Here is a 16396-nt window from a genome sequence, read left to right as displayed (position 1 = left end):
CAAAACGAACGCATAACTGCCCAGCAGCTCAATCCCAGGCACGGGCGTGGTGCCTTCGGCGAACGACACATAGCATGGCTTACCCAGCCGTAAAATTGGAGTACTATCCGAGTACTTTGCATCGTTTGAATCAATATGGCCGACGCTAAACAAAACACCGTAGATATTCGCCTGTCGGAAGTGCTTTCTGCCCTTACCTATGCGCTGGACCTCACCGAGGACCAGCCCGAAGGCCATGCGATACGCAACTGTATGATCGGCATGGCCCTGGCGGACCATATGCGCCTCTCCTCTGCCCAGCGCTCCGCCCTGTTCTACGCGCTGCTGCTCAGCGATCTGGGCTGCTCCAGCAACGCCGCCACAGTTACGCAGCTCTTCGGGGCGGATGATCGCACCACCAAACTGGAACTCAAACGCATCGACTCTTCCAGCCTGCTGCAAAGCGGCCTGTACCTGTTGCGCAGCGCCGGGCGCGGCGAGCCGTTCTTCCAGCGCCTGCGCCGCCTGCTGGGGCTCAGCCTGCAAGCCACCACGCTCTCCAGCGGCCTGATCCGCACGCGCTGTGAGCGCGGCGCTGAGATCGCCCGCCAACTCGGCTTCCCCGAAGATACCGCCCAGGCGATCCTGGATCTTGACGAGCTGTGGAACGGCAAGGGCAACCCGCTGGGCAAGAAGGGCCAGCAGATCTCACTGCTTGGCCGGGTGCTCGGCTTTGCCCAAACGGTGGAGATCTTCTACAGTGCCTATGGGCCTGAAGAGGCGCGCCGCGTGGCGCGCAAACGCCGCGGTAGCTGGTTTGACCCCTCGCTGGTGGATCTGTTCTTTGACACCTTCGCTTATGACGATACGTTTTGGCAGAAGCTCGCCTCCAAAGAGCTGATCACCGATATCGGTGCCTACGAACCCACCGATCGCATTCTGCATGCCGATCAGGACAAGTTGGATCAGATCGCCGAGGCGTTTGCGCGCGTGATCGACGCCAAGTCGCCCTATACCAGCCGCCACTCGGCGCGCGTGGCCGAGATCGTGCGCCTGATGGCGGCGGAACTCAATCTGCCGCCGGAAGAACGCCGTGACCTCTCGCGGGCGGCTCTGCTGCATGATATTGGCAAGCTGGCCGTCTCCAATACGATCTTGGATAAGCCCGAGCAGCTCAACGATGCCGAGTGGGCGCAGATGCGCTCGCACACCGAATACACCTATCGCATTCTGCAACGCGTGCGTGGCTTCAGCGAGCTGGCCGCGGTAGCCAGTGCCCATCATGAGCGCCTGGATGGCCGCGGCTACCACCGCGGCCTGCCCGGCGGCGAAGTCTCGGCCGGCGCACGCCTGCTGGCCGTGGCGGACCAGTACGAAGCGCTCACCGCGGCGCGCCCCTATCGCCAGCCGCTCACCCCGCAAGAGGCGCTGGCGCTGCTGCGCGGCCAAGTGGGCACCGGCATCGATCCGCGCGCCTTCCAGGCGCTGCAGGCAGCGGTGGAGAAGGGCGCCGTGCCGCCTGCTCCGGCGCCGGCCGCCCACTGACTTGACAACCTTTCCCGCCCACGGGTATAGTCTTGCCTGTTAACAACTGAATAGAGAGAACAAGCGGCTGGGCCTTACGCTCTGCGGGTGACTACGTCCCCCTGGAGCGTTTAAGGCTACGAGGTGGAGGTTCTTGCGCCCGAAAGGCGCTGGTGTTGTGCAAACAATGCCACCGGTGAAAGTCCGGAGCTAAGCTGGCAGCCGTGCCAGCGAACATCGAGCGATGTTGTTGTGACTTGGCTTCGCCAAGCACAACGGCACAAATCAGCGGATGCCTCTGAAGCCCTACCACGGGCTTCGTTTCTCCCTTCCAACACAAGCGACGCAAGAAAACTGCCTGGTGACAGGTGGCACAGAGCGCGGCGCACTGGTGCAACCCGCCCGCGCGGGTGTGTTGCGTAGTTTCCCTATGGAAGGGTGTGACCTCGATGGATTTAATGGGCACGCCCTGCGTGCCCATTTTTATTTGGGCAGAAAGGTTCTTTGCTATGCCTGAACACCGAGACACAGCCGCTACCTATCATCGCTATCACATTCCCACGCAGCCGGCGCCGGACATTGAGAAGTGGCCCAGCCGCTTCAAGGTCAAGGTGCGCCGTGCCGGCCTGGCCAAGCTCCTGATTTCTGAAGTACTGCACTACGGCCCGCGCAAGGATGTCATCCTCAGCCGCCCGTGCATGTATGGCGTCTTCTCCGGCCCGGTGGGCGGCTTCATGCCGCGCGAGGAGCACTGCGTAGGCTGCCTGCGCTGCACCACCGAGTTTCCCGAGTTCGTGCGCATTGAGCACAACCCTGAGCGCCGCAGCCTGGGCGACTCCTACTTCACGTTCAACTATGTAGACCAAATCGCCTACGAGGCTTCCAGCGGCCTGGTGCCGGTGCGCGGCGCCGGCTACCGCGGCAAGTTTGGCGGCGAGGGCTGGGATGGCATGTGGACCGACATGTCTGAGATCGTGCGCCCCACGCGTGACGGCATCCACGGCCGTGAGACCATCTCCACCGTGGTGGATATTGGCTACACCCCCAACTTCCTGCAATTTGACGCCGCTGGCCAGCCCATTGGCAACACGCCGCACACCCTCTCGATCCAGTTGCCCATCGTGCTGGATGGCCCACAGAATGAGCTGGCCGCAGGCGTAGCCCAGATGTACGCGCGTGCCGCCGCCGAGCTCGACACGCTGGCCGTGCTGCCCTTCGATTACGCTGTGGGTCTGGCCGCATACGGCGCAGCAGTGGTGCCTGTGCTGCGCCCTGAGCACGCCCGCCGCCTCAGCCAGCTCGGCTTTACGCCGCGCATGGTGGAGATGCAAGGTTGGGACGAGGCGTTGTACAGCGCCATCACCGCCACTTTCCCTGATGCCATCGTGGCGCTGCGCACCGGCTTTGAAGAGACGGGTGCGCTGGTTAGCTATGCCCAACGCGGCATCAAAGTTTTCCACCTGCTGGCCGATTTCCACGGCCGCAGCGCGGATGGATCCTTTGTGCTTGACCTGATCCGTGAGGCGCACAAAGCCTTTGTAGACGCAGGCATCCGTGAAGAAGTGACCCTGTTAGCCAGCGGCGGCATGATTGCCGCTGAGCACCTGCCCAAGGCGATGATTTGCGGGCTGGACGCGGTAGCCGTGGATACGCCACTGCTCGTGGCCTTGCAAGCCCGCTTCGGTGGCGAGTGCAGCGCCCGCGGCGCCAGCAGCTTCCGCCTGCCCGGTAACCTCAATGCAACCTGGGGCGTGCAACGCCTCAAGAACCTGTGCGCCTCGTGGCGCGATCAGCTGCTTGAAATCCTCGGCGCGATGGGGCTGCGTGAAGTGCGCCGCCTGCGCGGCGAGATGGGCCGCGCCATGTTCATGAAGACTTTGGAAGCAGATGCCTTTGCCGGCCTGCTGGGCTACACGGAGGCCAAGAATGGCTAGCATCGCCAACAAGACCGACGAACAACTCATCGTCGAGAAGCACATTAGCAATCTGCACAACGGCTTCGCCCACTGGCCGCGCGCCGAAGAGGCGCCGCCCGCCCTGGGCGACAGCCGCTGGACGCAAGACCTCATCCTCGCTACCTGGCTGATGGCCGAAACGGGTCAGGTGCCGGACAACGGCCTGGAGTACAAAATCGGCGCCTCCGGCGGCGGTTTTGATGTGCTTGATTTCAACATTCCCAACCAAGACCAATGGCTGTCTGAGGACACCGAGATTGACCTCTCGTTGCCGCTCAACCGCCGCGATGACGGCGCCCAACTCAAGATCAACATTCCCATGTATGGCGGCGGCATGTCCTACGGCTCGATCAGCGAGCATGTCATGCAAGCCCGTGCTCGCGCCGCCCAACATTTGGGCACCTTCACCAGCACGGGGGAGGGTGGTTACCCGCCATCGCTGGTGCCCTACAAAGACCACATCATCACCCAGGTAGCCACGGGCATGTTTGGCGTGCGCGAGGAGACCATCCAGTACGCGCCGATTGTGGAGTTCAAGTACGCCCAGGGTGCCAAACCCGGCCTGGGCGGCCACTTGCTGGGTGACAAGGCCACCAGCGCCGTCGCCGCCATGCGTGAGAGCGTGCCCTGGGTCAGCCTGTTCTCGCCGTTCCCCTTCCACTCGGTGTATTCGGTGGAAGACCACCGCAAGCATGTGGATTGGATCCGCACCACCAACCCGCGTGCGCTGGTCTCGGTCAAAGTGTCCACGCCTACGGATGTGGACATGGTGGCGGTGGGCTCATACTTTGCCGGAGCGCACATTGTGCATCTGGATGGCTCGTACGGCGGTACGGGTGCCGCCCCTGAAATTGCCAAGAAGAACATCGCCATGCCGATCGAGTTCGCCATCCCCAAGGTGCACAAGTACCTGGTGAGCGAGAACGTGCGTGAAGAAGTGACCCTGATGGCCAGCGGCGGTGTGCGCACTGCCTATGATGTCGCCAAGGCCATTGCCCTCGGCGCGGATGGCTGCGTGATGGGCACCGCCGAACTCATCGCCATCGGTTGCACGCGCTGCAGCAACTGCGAGCGCGGCCGCGGTTGCCCCTTCGGCCTGACCACTACCGACCCGTTGCTGCAGCAACTTATGCCCGCTGACTGGGGCCAGCAGCGCATCATCAACATGTACAACGCCTACGCCATCCAATTGCGTGATTTGTTGCGCAAGCTGGGTTTGCGCAGCATTCGTGAGCTGCGCGGCCGCCGTGATCTGCTGAAGTATGTGGGCTAGGAGACTGAGATGAAAAACGAACTAACTCGCATGCTCACCAGCCGCGGCAAACTGCCGCGCACGGACCTGACCCAATTCAACCGCGACGAAGCCGCCGAGGGTGGCTGCGGCGTCATCGGCATGGCCAGTAGCGAGCGCATCGCCGCCCGCCACATGCTGGCCGCCTTGGCGCAGATGAGCAACCGCGGCAACGGCAAGGGCGGCGGCATTGCGGCCGTTGGCCTGGACGCAGCTGAATTCGGTGTCAGCCCAGACGTGCTGCACAATGACTACTTGCTGGCCATGGCTTACATGGACCCGGCGGCGCGCGCCGAGGTGGAAGCGCAATACATCCACCCCATGTTTGAGATTGACCACACGCGCGAACAGCCGCAGATGGCGGACTACACCCAGATTGCCGGCCTGGATGTGCGCCCGCCGGATGTGGTGCAGTACTTCGTGCGCCCCAAAGCCGCCGCGCTGGCCGCCTTCCGCGCCGAACATGATTTCATGAATCTGCCCGAGCGTGCCGTCGAAGATGAGTACGTCTACCAAAACAGCTTCAAAATCAACACTACCTACTACGCCTCACTGGGTGAGAAGCGCGCCTTTGTGCTCTCGCATGCCAAGAACCTGCTCGTGCTCAAGATGGTGGGCTATGGCGATGATGTCATTCGCTACTACCAACTGGAAGACATGCACGCCCATGTCTGGATTGGGCATCATCGCTATCCCACCAAGGGCCGCGTGTGGCACCCGGGTGGCGCCCATCCCTTCATCGGCATGAACGAGGCCCTGGTACACAATGGCGATTTTGCCAACCATGCCTCCATCAGCGAGTATTTGGCGCAGCGCAACATCTACCCGCTGTATCTCACGGATACCGAGGTAGCGGTGCAGGTCTTTGACCTGCTGTATCGCACCTACAACTATCCGCTGGAGTACGTCATCGAGGCGCTGGCTCCCACTACCGAGCGTGACTACACCTTGCTGCCGGCAGACAAGCAGCGCATCTACTCCATGCTGCAGAGCAGCCACATCCACTCCTCGCCAGATGGGCCGTGGTTCTTCCTCATCGCTCAGTCTGATGAAGGCACGCAGGGCGAGGCCGTCTACCGCCTCACCGGCATCACCGATACCAGCATGCTGCGCCCGCAAGTCTTCGCCTGGCAGGAGAGTACGGTAGACGGCGAAACCGTCTCGATTGCGATGGCCGCCTCCGAGAAGCAGGGTATTGACGCCGCCATGATTAGCCTGGCCGCTGAGGACTCGCGCTTCTGGTCACGTGCGGACCGTTACTGGAACGCCCGCGGCGGCAGCCACACCGATGGCGGCGCGTTCTTGTTCAGCGTGCATGACGACTATAAGACCAAGCCCAAACTGGTGCTCACCAACAAATTTGGCCAGCCCGTGAAGCAGCCCACCAGCCGCACGGCTTACGACCGCGCCGCGTACACGCCCCGCGCCATGGCGGTACCGCAAGGTGACGCTATGACGCAGTACGCCTGGGCGCTGAGCCAGCTGCCGGGCTGGAGCTACCAGCAGGCACAAGACTTCCTGGCCGGCATCGAGGCTAGCGCCAGCGACGATGCTGGCCGCGCCCGTGCCATCGAGTTGCTCTCGCTGCTCATGGACCGTCGCTATCCCACCGGCAGCTTGCGCCGTAGCAGCCTGGTCTCGCTAGTGGACGCCAGCCTGGAGCGCGTGATGGCAGCCATCAAAGCCGCACCCAGTGCAGGCTTTGTCTATCATGTCTATGGGGCCAGCCTGCCCAAAGCCGCCAGCCTGACGCAAACGCTCATCCTCGACGCGCAAGGCTACCCGCCGCAAGGCGAAGACTCGGTGGGCCGTGAAGTGCAGCGCATCGTCGAAGCTGGCTTCCGCCACATCATCGTCATTCACCTGCGCGGCCAGCGCTTCATCGGCAACGGCATCGGCACCAACACGCAGGATGTGCACATTCACACTTACGGTTCGGCGGGCGACTATCTCGCTTCCGGCCTGGATGGCGCCACCATCACTGTGCACAACAATGGGCAAGACCAGTTGGCGCAAATCATGAAAGCGGGCCGCCTGGTCGTGCATGGCGATGTTGGCCAAACGTTTATGTACGGCGCCAAGGGCGGCAGCGCCTTGATCCTGGGTAACGCCGCTGGCCGCCCGCTCATCAACGCAGTCGGCAAGCCACGCGTCGTCATCAATGGCACTTGCCTTGACTATCTGGCTGAGTCGTTCATGGCGGGTGACCCGCTCAACGGCGGCGGCTTCGTGGTGCTCAACGGCATCCTATTTGACGAAGACGGCCAAATCGCTGAGCTGGAGACGCCGTACCCGGGCAGCAACCTGTTCTCGCTGGCCTCCGGCGGTGCCATCTACGTGCGTGACCCGCACCAGCGCGTGGTGGCCGAGCAGCTCAACGGCGGCGAGTTCGTGCCGCTCAGTGAAGCGGACTGGGCGCTGATCCTGCCCTATCTCGAGGAGAATGAGCGCCTGTTTGGCATCCCGCTCGCTCGCCTGCTGGAAGTGGACGGCACGCCCCGTGCCCCGCACGAGGTCTACCGTAAGATTCAGCCCGGCTCCGTACGCGCCCTGCAGGCCGAGGAAGCCTGGGTCACCAAGGCGAAGACGCCTTCGGCAAGTGGCGGGCATTAGCCAACAGTAGGGGGATGGTATGCGGCCGTCCCCTCACTTTTTGTGTAAACCAAAAGAGCCGCCCTACGGGCGGCTCTTTTTACACCATGTGTCATTCCGACCGGGTGCCTAGATCACCGCCCGCACGCCGAACCCACATCAGGGAGGAATCCTTATTGGCTTATCTTCGGAAATAGCGCCATTTTTAAACTGGCCCGCAGAGGATCCTTCGCTTCGCTCAGGATGACACAATGGTAGGCTATGCCACGTGTCATTCCGACCGGGTGCCTAAGTCACCACCCGCACGCCGAACCCGCTTCAGGGAGGAATCCTTATAGGCATATCTTCCAAAATGTGTGCATTTTTAACAGGCCCCACAAGGATTCCTTGCTTCGCTCAGGATGACACAATGTCAGGCTGTACCCATGTGTCATTCCGACTGGGTATTAAAACCAACACCAGACCGCCGAACCCAGACTAGGGAGGAATCCTTATAGGCCTGTCTTCCGAAACAGCATCATTTTTAACAGGACCCACAAGGATCCTTCGCTTCACTCAGGATGCACAGTTAGTTTTGTCCATGTGTCATTCCGACCGGGTGCTGAAATCATCACCCGCACGCCGAACCCGCTTAAGGGAGGAATCCTTATAAGCACGTCTTCCAAAGTAGCGTGTGTTTATAACTCGCCAGCAAGGATCCTTCGCTTTGCTCAGGATGCACAGTTTAGGTTTCGCTGCTGTGCGCGGCTTTTGCTTAGCGTCCATTCCCTTTCATTCAAGTCAATTGCAAGTCATCACAACTTGCGGCGCAGGACCCTCAGAAGTTGCCTAGGGTTGCACAACCCGGGCCGAACGCTTTGCGGAGGGGGTCAGGGGGAACCAACTTTGGTTCACCCTGCGGGGTCATAGGGGTGGAGCCCCTAAGAAATAAAAAGAGAAGGGGCGTAAAAAACAGGGTCTATAATTGACCCATGGCCACCAAGCAAGAAACCCTCAGCACCGAAACTCCGCCGCTGGCTGCCTACGGCAGCACCGTGCTCGGCATCCCCATTATCCTCACCGCCATTCGCTGCACGTTGCAATACATCATCGTGCCGCTGCTCGTGCCGCTGCTCGGCTGGGGCGATACCTTCTCACCGCTGGTCAATATCGGCGCAGGGGTGTTGGCTATCGGCGTCATCGGCTACAACCTGGTCACCTTGTGGAACACCAACTGGCGCAAGCGCTATCTGCTCATCGCCGCCATTTTCGTGCCTTTCATCGTCATCTCGGCCTACTTCGATTACATCAAGTACATTGGCGGCTAGGCGCCGCACGGATGCAGAATCAAAACAGCCAGGCAATTGCCTGGCTGTTTTACTTTGGTGCCGAAGGTGGGAGTCGAACCCACACGAGCTTTCGCCCACTACGCCCTGAACGTAGCGCGTCTGCCAGTTCCGCCACTTCGGCATAAATCCTGCTTGCGGACTGAGGCCGTATTCTAACTGGAAACTGCGCCGTGTCAACGGCCAACTGGTTTGCCCGCGCTGGCTGCGCAGCCCTGCGCCCTCATTTATAATCGCAGTATTCACATGTTGGCCATTTTAGATAGCCCTCTGGGTGGTATTTTCTACAGTCTGCTCTGCCTGCTGCTGGCCTCGGCTGCCAGCCTGTGGCTGTACAGCCGTGCGGCCGTGCGCCCAGCCCGCATGCGTAATGGGCTGATCCTGCTCATGGCGGCCCATCTGCTGGCCCTGTTGGTGCATGGCCTGGCGTGGTGGGGGCTGCCGCTGGCCCAGGCGGCCAGTGCGCCGCTGCAGCGCGGCATGCTGGCGCTGGCGCTGGTGGCGGTGGCGATGCTGTGGCAACCAGCGGATGCCGCCGCGCCGCGCCGCAGCTTCCTGTTTGGCCTGCAAATTTCTGGCGTACTGATCTTCACCGGCTTGATCCTCTTGCTGTGGTTGCCGGTACCAGCCGGCAGCAGCTTCAATTACACCGATAGCGATTACGCCTGGAGCGCCGCCAGCGGCTTGCTGGCGCTGCTGGGCCTGTTCCAGATCGCCCGCGCCACCAGCGCCCCTGGCCGCCGCCGCGGCCTGCTGCACATGGCGCTGCTGCTACTGGCGCAGGTGGCGCACGTCTTCCTGGCCGAGCCTTACGGCAACTTGCCGCTGCTGGTGCAGACGGGCGCCTTGCTGGCTCTGCCGCTGCTGTTCACACTGCCTAGCACGCCGGCAATCCCAGCGGAAGCGGATCTGGATGCCGAAGACAGCGCCGATGCGCCCAACGAGCTGCTGGAGTTGCTGAATGAGGACGCCGCAGCACTAGACGAGCCGGAAGAAGAATGGCAAACCGCCGAGGAGCTGGAAGAAGAGCTGCCGGGCTATTTTGACCTCTCGCCGCATAGCGAAAGCGAGCCGCACGATCCGCTATACGATGATTCGTACGATGCCGAACCGCCCGCGGCCACACCGGCCTTTGTGGCGCAGGACGATATGGCAGAAGCTACCCCGATCGTTGAACTCAACCCCGCGGATGAATTGGCCGCCGAGCTGGCGGGGCAGCTGGGTGCCGAGATTTGTGTGCTGGCTACCTACAACGATGCCCAACTCCAGTTGGAATTTGAATATGGCTACAACGTGCTGCGCTCCGCCGCGGTAGCACCATTGCGTCTCGCCCTGCCTGAGGTGCCGCGCATCGCTTCCGCCTTGCAGCGCCGCCGCAGCCTGCGCCTGCAAACCGAAGATGCTCCGCAAGAGCTGACTGCGCTGTCGCAGGCCTTGCGCTTGTCCTTCCCCGCCAATTTGCTGCTGGTGCCCTTTGATTATCCGCAAGACTTGCGCCAGTGGGCTGCGCTGGCACTGCACACGGATGCAGGCTGGCAGGCCGGCGATGAGCTGCTGCTCGAACAACGCGCCCAAACCCTCGGCGCGCAGCTTGCCACGGCGCTCGGCGTGGTGGACCGGCCCACGGTGGCTACGCCGTTCACGCAGGAGCTAGAGCAAACCCGCGCCGAGCTGGAAAGTGTGCAGGCCGAGAACGCGCGCTACCGCGCCGATGTGGAGCGCCTGCTGGCGCATATCGATACCCTGCAAGACCCCCACGCCGACGCAGCGCACAGCGCAGCAGACCAACCCTGGAGTACGCTGCTACACGAGAACCAGCGCCTGAAACAATCCCTGGCCGAGCTGCAGGCTCCCGCGGCGTCACCCGCCACCACGCCGCCTGCCACGCCCAGTGAAGTCAGCGCTGAGCAGGCCAAAGAAGAGCTGCGCCTGGCGCTCGAAGAGGTGGCTGCTTTGCAGGCGCGCCTGGAGACGGCCCAGCAAGCCATTGTGGATACGGTGCAGCAGCAGCCTGGCGCCCAGATCCCCGCCGAGCAAGTCGAGCTGGTCACCTCCATCGCACAGGAGTTGCGCCAGCCGCTCTCCTCGGTGATGGGCTACACCGATTTGTTGCTCGGCGAGTCCGTTGGCCTGCTGGGCGCGCTACAACGTAAGTTCCTTGAACGCGTGCGTAGCTCCACCGAACGCATGAACCTGCTGATCGACAACCTGATCCGCGTGGCTGCGCTGGATCCTGAAGGTGCCTCGGTGCCGCGCAGCCTGGTGGACCTGGGCAGCGTGATCGATGATGCCATTCGCCTCTTGCGCCAACCCCTGCAGGAAAAGCAGATCGCATTGCGCGTGGATTTGCCGCGCCAATTGCCGGCGCTCAACACAGATCGCGACGCGCTGCAGCAAGTGCTTTACCATCTGTTGCAAAACGCGGATGCCGCCACCCCCGCTGGCGGCGCCATCAGTTTGCGGGCCGCCCAGCAGACCCAGGCGGATCTGGGCGAATACATCCTCGTCCAGGTCAGCGATAGCGGTGGCGGCATTCCTGAGGAAGCTCTGCCGCGCGTCTTCTCGCGCGTCTACCGCGCCCAAAATCCCGTTATCCCCGGGGTGGGCGATAGCGGCGTAGGCCTCACGATCGCCGAGACGCTCACCAAGGCGCTGGGTGGCCGCATCTGGGTCGAAAGCCAGCCTGGCGCCGGCGCTACCTTCAGTGTGTTGCTGCCGCTGGCTCCGGCGGCCTAGTACTCAGGAACAAATCACATCATGCAACGTTAACTCAGTGGCCGTCAAAAACGGCTATGCTAGTGCCGTGTGGCGGCACAACTCTTGCACCCACGGATACACATGAAATCTGCCTGGCTCTCCTTCCTGCTTCTGCCCGCGCTGCTGCTCGGCGCCTGCGCCCCCGGCCGCGCCACCGCCACGGCGGCCTTGGGCACCCCCACGCCCACGCCGTTCCTGCCGGCTGGCCCGGCTGGCGAGCTGCCCACTCCCTGGGTGGATAAAGGCGGCGAGGCCGAGCCGCACCTGGAGGATGTGGGCTTTGGTGATTTCCCTGGCCCCACCGAGGCCTCAGATATCGAGATCCCGCCGCAGATGGGCAAGCTGCCCCAACCGGAAGGCCAGATCAATATCCTCATCCTGGGCAGTGATCAGCGCCCCAGTGACGGCGGCTTTCGTACAGATGTGATCGAGTTGCTCACCATCAACAGCGCCGATAAGACTGTTACGCTCACCTCCTTCCCGCGTGATCTCTACGTCTATCACCCGGGCTGGCGTATCACGCGCATCAATGCCGGCATGCAGCGCGGTGGCTTTGAGATGATGGCGAATACCTTCGCCTACAATTTTGGCGTCAAGCCCGACTATTACATTTTGATCAACTTCAGTGGCTTTGAGCGCATGATCGACACCCTGGGTGGCGTGGATGTGCAAGTGGGCCGCGCCCTGTGGGATGAACGTGAAGGCCCCGGCGATTACAGCGTGCCCTCGGGGCGCGTGCACATGGATGGCGAAACCGCCCTGTGGTACGTGCGCTCACGCGGCACCACCAGTGACTACGATCGCGGCCGCCGCCATCAGGAAATGATCGCGGCGATCTTCGAGCGCCTGGTCAGCCTCAACGCGCTCACGCGCATTCCTGAGCTGCATACGCAATACAAAGATATGGTGCAAACCAACATTGGCCTGGCGCAGATCCTCGGCTGGGTGCCGGTGGCCAGCGCCGTGCGCGACACGCAGGCGATCCAGCGCTACTCAGTAGGGCCGGATGATGTCACCCCGTTCCGCAACAGTGTGGGCAGCGCCGTGCTCATCCCCAATGCCGAGCGCGTGCGCCGCATTTTGCTGCAAGCGCTTAGCTCGCCAGAATCCAGCGCGGCCGGCGCGCCCTAGCGCTTGCATGTGCTGCACCCAGTGGGTACACTGCACTCATGCTGCCTCCCCTTGATGGCACAACCCGGCGCGTAGCGCTGGGCGTGGGCATCCTCGCCCTGTTTATCGTGCTGTTCGGCTTTAGCCGCCGCATCGCCGAATACTCGCGCCTGACCGAGCAACTGGAACGCGAGCGCGGCTACATCACCGAGTTGGCGGCCACCGAGCAATATCTGCAAGAGCGCATTGCCTTTGCCAACTCCGATGCGGCGGTGGAGCAGTGGGCGCGTGAAAACGGGCGCTGGGCACGGCCCGGTGATTTCCCGGTGATCCCTTTGCCACCCGCCGATTTCACGCCGCAGCCCGTTACGCCGGAGGCGCAATTCTCTTCCTCGGCCAGCAATTTCGAAACCTGGTGGAACTGGTTTTTTTATCGTGGGCCTTGACGTTGCCGCGCGCAAGCGGTATCATCTCTGTTCATCGCGGGGTGGAGCAGTGGCAGCTCGTCGGGCTCATAACCCGAAGGTCCCAGGTTCGAGTCCTGGCCCCGCTACTCAAAACCATATTGTGCGCAAAAAGCCGGTAGCCACTGGCTTTTTGCTTTAAGCAGCTGTAGTAGATTCTGCATATAGAATGAGCCGTATGCCTCCTTCCACCGCCACGCCCCCCTTGGTCAGTGTCATCATCCCCACCTACAACCGGGCGGCGATGGTGCAGCAGGCGATTGCCAGCGTGCTGGCGCAAACCTTCACAGACTTTGAGTGCATCGTGGTGGATGATGGCTCGCCGGATGACACCGCCGCGGCCTTGCAGCCGTTGGTCGCCGCGGGCCGCATCCGCTATGTGCGCCAGGCTAATGCTGGGCTCTCCGCGGCGCGCAATCACGGCATCCGCGAGGCACGCGGCGCCTACATCACCTTCCTGGATGATGACGATCTCTATGAGCCGGGCAAGCTTGCCCAGCAGGCCGCTTATCTGGACGCGCACCCCGATGCCATGCTGGTGCACTGTTGGTTTACCAAGTTTAGTGAGCAAGAAGCCAATCTCGGCTTGCGCAAGCCGGATTGGTTCCAAGGCCAGCTCTATCCCGCCATCCTTTCGTATTGGCGCATGCTCATGGCCACCCCGTGTGTCATGCTGCGCCGTGAAGTCTTCGATGTCATCGGCGGCTTTGATGAAAGCCTGCGCTACGCTGAAGATCTAGATATGTGGCGGCGCGTGGCGCGGCATTATGCTTTTTACATCGTGCCGGCCAGCCTGGTGCGTATCCGCCAGCAGGTCAGCAGCATGTCCAGCGATAAAACCCAGTCTGCGGCGCACTTCCGCATCATGCTGGAAAAAGCCTTTGCCGATGACCCGGCGCTATCCGCCGCCACCCGCCGCCAGGCGCTGGCCGCCATGTACATCTCCGTAGCCCAGAACCTGCTGGGCGAGGGCGGGCGCGCCGAAATTGGCATTGCGCGCCAACACCTGCGCAGCGCCATCGGGCTGCGCCCGTGGGCGCCGGCGGCTTGGCTCACCTTGGCCGCCAGCCTGATGCCGCGCGGCGTACGCGCCGCCTTGGCGGACACGCTGCGCCGTTTGCGTTTCAGCCGGGCTTCGTAATGACGCGCAGCATCGTGGTGATGGGCGTGTCTGGCGCGGGCAAGAGCCACATTGGGCGCGCGCTGGCTCAGGCGTGCGGGCTGCCATTCTTGGAAGGCGATAACTTCCACCCCGCAGACAATATTGCCAAAATGCAAAGCGGCCACGCGCTGACGGATGCCGACCGTGCCCCGTGGCTGGCGGCATTGAATCAGGCACTGCAAGAGCACCACGCCCGCGGCCAGGCGGTGGTGCTGGCCTGCTCAGCCTTGAAAGCAGCCTACCGCCAACAACTGCAGCAGGGTGGGGTGCAGCTGCGTTTGGTTTACCTGCAGGCCAGCCCAGAGCGGTTGCGCCAGCGCGTAGAGGGCCGCCGCACCCACTTCATGCCCGCCAGCCTGCTGCAAAGCCAGTTTGATGCACTTGAAGAGCCTAGTGACGCCATCGTGGTGGATGCGCTCTTGCCGGCGGATGACATCATCGCCACCCTGCTCGCTCAACTCCCCAGCTAACCTATCCTGCCCAAAAAACAGTTACATTTGCCCCTACAAGTGTGCAGGGCGGCCTTCTATACTTTCAACAAGGAGACAACTATGAAAATTCAAGGCAAAGTGTTTGTCGTAACGGGGGCGGGCAGCGGTATTGGGCGCTCCCTCACCTTGGCCATGCTCAAAGGCGGCGCCAAGGTGGCTGCGGTAGACATTAACGAGGCCAACCTGAAGGAAACCGCTAGCCTGGCCAACGCGGGCACTTCGCTCTCCACGCATGTGGTCGATATCTCAAACCGCCAGCAGATCGAAGCGCTGCGCCCCGCGGTGGTTGAGGCGCACGGCGTGGTGGATGGTGTCGTCAACAATGCCGGTATCATCCAGCCCTTTATTCCTCTGCAGGACCTAGACTACGGTGCCATTGAGCGTGTGCTCAACATCAACCTGTACGGCACCATCTACATGGTCAAAACCTTCCTGCCCGAGCTGCTCAAGCGCCCCGAAGCGCACATCGTCAATGTGTCCAGCATGGGTGGCTTCTTCCCCTTCCCGGGCCAGACGCTCTACGGAGCCTCGAAAGCGGCCGTGAAGTTGCTGACCGAAGGCTTGTATGCGGAACTGCTGGATACGCAAGTCAACGTCTCGGTGGTATTCCCTGGGGCGATTGCCACCAACATCACCAAGAATTCCGGCGTGGGCAACCTCGGTGCCGAGGAGGCAGGTGACTCCAAGCTGCCGATGACCTCGCCTGAGGTGGCCGCCCAAACCATCATCGGCGCCATTGAGAAGAACAAATTCCAAGCCTATATTGGCAAGGATGCCGCTTTGATGAACATTCTGTACAAGTTCAATCCGCGCGGCGCCACGCACTTCATCCAGAAGCAAATGAAGGGCATGCTGCCGAAGTAAAAAGCAGCATTCACAGTGGATTCACAGAAAGCGCCCCTTAAAAGGGCGCTTTCTTCATAAGGGCTTAATCCAGGGCCTGTATAGTCAGGCCACTAAATGATCATTGGGAGAAACATGAATCGTCGAACAACAATTGTGATTGCTGCTATGGCCGTGGGTGCGCTGATATTCTTTGGCGCATTGGCTGTCTATGTGTTGCGCCCCTCGGCCGCGCCGAGCGGTGAGCTTACCGCCATCCCGGTGTTGGTTTCGCCGCAGGTGCAGGCCGCCGAGACGCAACCCAGCGCGGCTGCCGGCGGCCAGCCCGCGGTGGCCGAAGGCAGCCTCGTTTTTGAGCTTGCCGCCGATGAAAGCCAGGCGCGCTTTATCATCAACGAGGTGCTCAATGGCGCCGACAAGACGGTGGTGGGCGTGACCAATGCGGTGGCCGCCCAGATCCTGATCGACCCGGCCAGCCCGGCGGGCGTGCAGTTGGGCACCGTACAGGTCAATGCGCGCACCTTCCTTACCGATAGCGGTAGCCGCAACCGGGCCATCCAGAACTTCATCCTGCAGACCGATCGCTACGAATTGGTGACTTTTGTGCCGCACACCTATAGCGGGCTGCCAGCCAGCATTGCGGTTGGCGATAGCTTCAGCTTTCAGATCAGCGGCGACTTGACCATTCGTGACATCACCACCCCGGTCACCTTTGATGTCAGCGTGACGGTCGAATCGGAGAACCGCATCAGCGGCCTGGCCAGCACCACCATCAACCGGGCCAGCTACGACCTGGTGATCCCGAACGCGCCTGGCGTGGCTTCGGTGGAGGAAACCGTAATCCTCGAGCTTGAGTTCGTAGCGCTGGTACAATAGCGCTACAGATAGGCAATAAAAAAGACG

The 16396-nt window shown here is 61.9% G+C and carries 12 protein-coding genes and 2 tRNA genes; 13 read left to right on the top strand and 1 reads right to left on the bottom strand.

Features of this window, described 5'->3' with window-relative positions; all coding sequences use genetic code 11:
• The first annotated feature begins 135 nt into the window (after positions 1–135).
• The 5 genes from KF821_03640 to KF821_03620 all read left to right on the top strand — a co-directional run bounded on the left by KF821_03640 (position 136) and on the right by KF821_03620 (position 8648).
• A complete protein-coding gene (locus tag KF821_03640) occupies positions 136–1524 on the top strand; it encodes an HD domain-containing protein (protein ID MBX3004903.1) in 1389 nt (462 codons plus the stop codon).
• 488 nt (positions 1525–2012) lie between these two features.
• A complete protein-coding gene (locus KF821_03635; protein MBX3004902.1) occupies positions 2013–3437 on the top strand; it encodes a hypothetical protein in 1425 nt (474 codons plus the stop codon).
• On the top strand, positions 3430–4731 hold the full coding sequence (locus KF821_03630) for an alpha-hydroxy-acid oxidizing protein (protein MBX3004901.1): 1302 nt from the start codon (positions 3430–3432) through the stop codon (positions 4729–4731). Before KF821_03635 ends, KF821_03630 begins: the two co-directional genes overlap by 8 nt.
• Positions 4732–4740: 9 nt before the next feature.
• Entirely contained in the window at positions 4741–7362 is a 2622-nt protein-coding gene (locus tag KF821_03625; protein MBX3004900.1) for a hypothetical protein, read from the top strand.
• A 950-nt stretch (positions 7363–8312) separates the two neighbouring features.
• Positions 8313–8648: a hypothetical protein gene (locus KF821_03620; GenBank protein MBX3004899.1), complete on the top strand. Its 336-nt coding sequence runs from the start codon at positions 8313–8315 to the stop codon at positions 8646–8648.
• A 55-nt stretch (positions 8649–8703) separates the two neighbouring features.
• Here KF821_03620 and KF821_03615 read toward each other — a convergent pair.
• A tRNA-Leu gene (locus tag KF821_03615) sits at positions 8704–8790 on the bottom strand.
• Between the two features lie 122 nt (positions 8791–8912).
• Here KF821_03615 and KF821_03610 point away from each other — a divergent pair.
• From KF821_03610 to KF821_03575, 8 genes are all read left to right on the top strand, one after another.
• On the top strand, positions 8913–11402 hold the full coding sequence (locus KF821_03610; protein ID MBX3004898.1) for a HAMP domain-containing histidine kinase: 2490 nt from the start codon (positions 8913–8915) through the stop codon (positions 11400–11402).
• A 102-nt stretch (positions 11403–11504) separates the two neighbouring features.
• Complete coding sequence (locus KF821_03605) at positions 11505–12554, top strand: LCP family protein (GenBank protein ID MBX3004897.1); 1050 nt, start codon at positions 11505–11507, stop codon at positions 12552–12554.
• Positions 12555–12592: 38 nt separating this feature from the next.
• Entirely contained in the window at positions 12593–12979 is a 387-nt protein-coding gene (locus KF821_03600; protein MBX3004896.1) for a hypothetical protein, read from the top strand.
• A 35-nt stretch (positions 12980–13014) separates the two neighbouring features.
• A tRNA-Met gene (locus KF821_03595) sits at positions 13015–13086 on the top strand.
• A gap of 89 nt (positions 13087–13175) precedes the next feature.
• Positions 13176–14138 carry a glycosyltransferase family 2 protein gene (locus tag KF821_03590; GenBank protein ID MBX3004895.1) on the top strand — a complete coding sequence of 321 codons (963 nt, stop codon included), beginning with the start codon at positions 13176–13178 and terminating at the stop codon, positions 14136–14138.
• On the top strand, positions 14138–14629 hold the full coding sequence (locus KF821_03585) for an AAA family ATPase (protein MBX3004894.1): 492 nt from the start codon (positions 14138–14140) through the stop codon (positions 14627–14629). The genes KF821_03590 and KF821_03585 overlap by 1 nt, the downstream gene beginning before the upstream one ends.
• 81 nt (positions 14630–14710) lie before the next feature.
• Positions 14711–15514, top strand: a complete 804-nt coding sequence (locus KF821_03580) for an SDR family oxidoreductase (protein MBX3004893.1) — start codon at positions 14711–14713, stop codon at positions 15512–15514.
• A 114-nt stretch (positions 15515–15628) separates the two neighbouring features.
• Entirely contained in the window at positions 15629–16369 is a 741-nt protein-coding gene (locus tag KF821_03575) for a YceI family protein (GenBank protein ID MBX3004892.1), read from the top strand.
• Positions 16370–16396: the final 27 nt, after the last annotated feature.

The organism is Anaerolineales bacterium, assembly GCA_019637755.1.
Lineage (GTDB): Bacteria > Chloroflexota > Anaerolineae > Anaerolineales > UBA11579 > JAMCZK01.
This window is presented reverse-complemented; position numbering and strand designations above follow the sequence as displayed.

Excerpts from the sequence above, each read along its gene's own strand:
- KF821_03640 (MBX3004903.1), top strand. The coding sequence starts at position 136 with ATGGCCGACGCTAAACAAAACACCGTAGATATTCGCCTGTCGGAAGTG.
- KF821_03635 (MBX3004902.1), top strand. The coding sequence starts at position 2,013 with ATGCCTGAACACCGAGACACAGCCGCTACCTATCATCGCTATCACATT.
- KF821_03630 (MBX3004901.1), top strand. The coding sequence starts at position 3,430 with ATGGCTAGCATCGCCAACAAGACCGACGAACAACTCATCGTCGAGAAG.
- KF821_03625 (MBX3004900.1), top strand. The coding sequence starts at position 4,741 with ATGAAAAACGAACTAACTCGCATGCTCACCAGCCGCGGCAAACTGCCG.
- KF821_03620 (MBX3004899.1), top strand. The coding sequence starts at position 8,313 with ATGGCCACCAAGCAAGAAACCCTCAGCACCGAAACTCCGCCGCTGGCT.
- KF821_03610 (MBX3004898.1), top strand. The coding sequence starts at position 8,913 with ATGTTGGCCATTTTAGATAGCCCTCTGGGTGGTATTTTCTACAGTCTG.
- KF821_03605 (MBX3004897.1), top strand. The coding sequence starts at position 11,505 with ATGAAATCTGCCTGGCTCTCCTTCCTGCTTCTGCCCGCGCTGCTGCTC.
- KF821_03600 (MBX3004896.1), top strand. The coding sequence starts at position 12,593 with ATGCTGCCTCCCCTTGATGGCACAACCCGGCGCGTAGCGCTGGGCGTG.
- KF821_03590 (MBX3004895.1), top strand. The coding sequence starts at position 13,176 with ATGCCTCCTTCCACCGCCACGCCCCCCTTGGTCAGTGTCATCATCCCC.
- KF821_03585 (MBX3004894.1), top strand. The coding sequence starts at position 14,138 with ATGACGCGCAGCATCGTGGTGATGGGCGTGTCTGGCGCGGGCAAGAGC.
- KF821_03580 (MBX3004893.1), top strand. The coding sequence starts at position 14,711 with ATGAAAATTCAAGGCAAAGTGTTTGTCGTAACGGGGGCGGGCAGCGGT.
- KF821_03575 (MBX3004892.1), top strand. The coding sequence starts at position 15,629 with ATGAATCGTCGAACAACAATTGTGATTGCTGCTATGGCCGTGGGTGCG.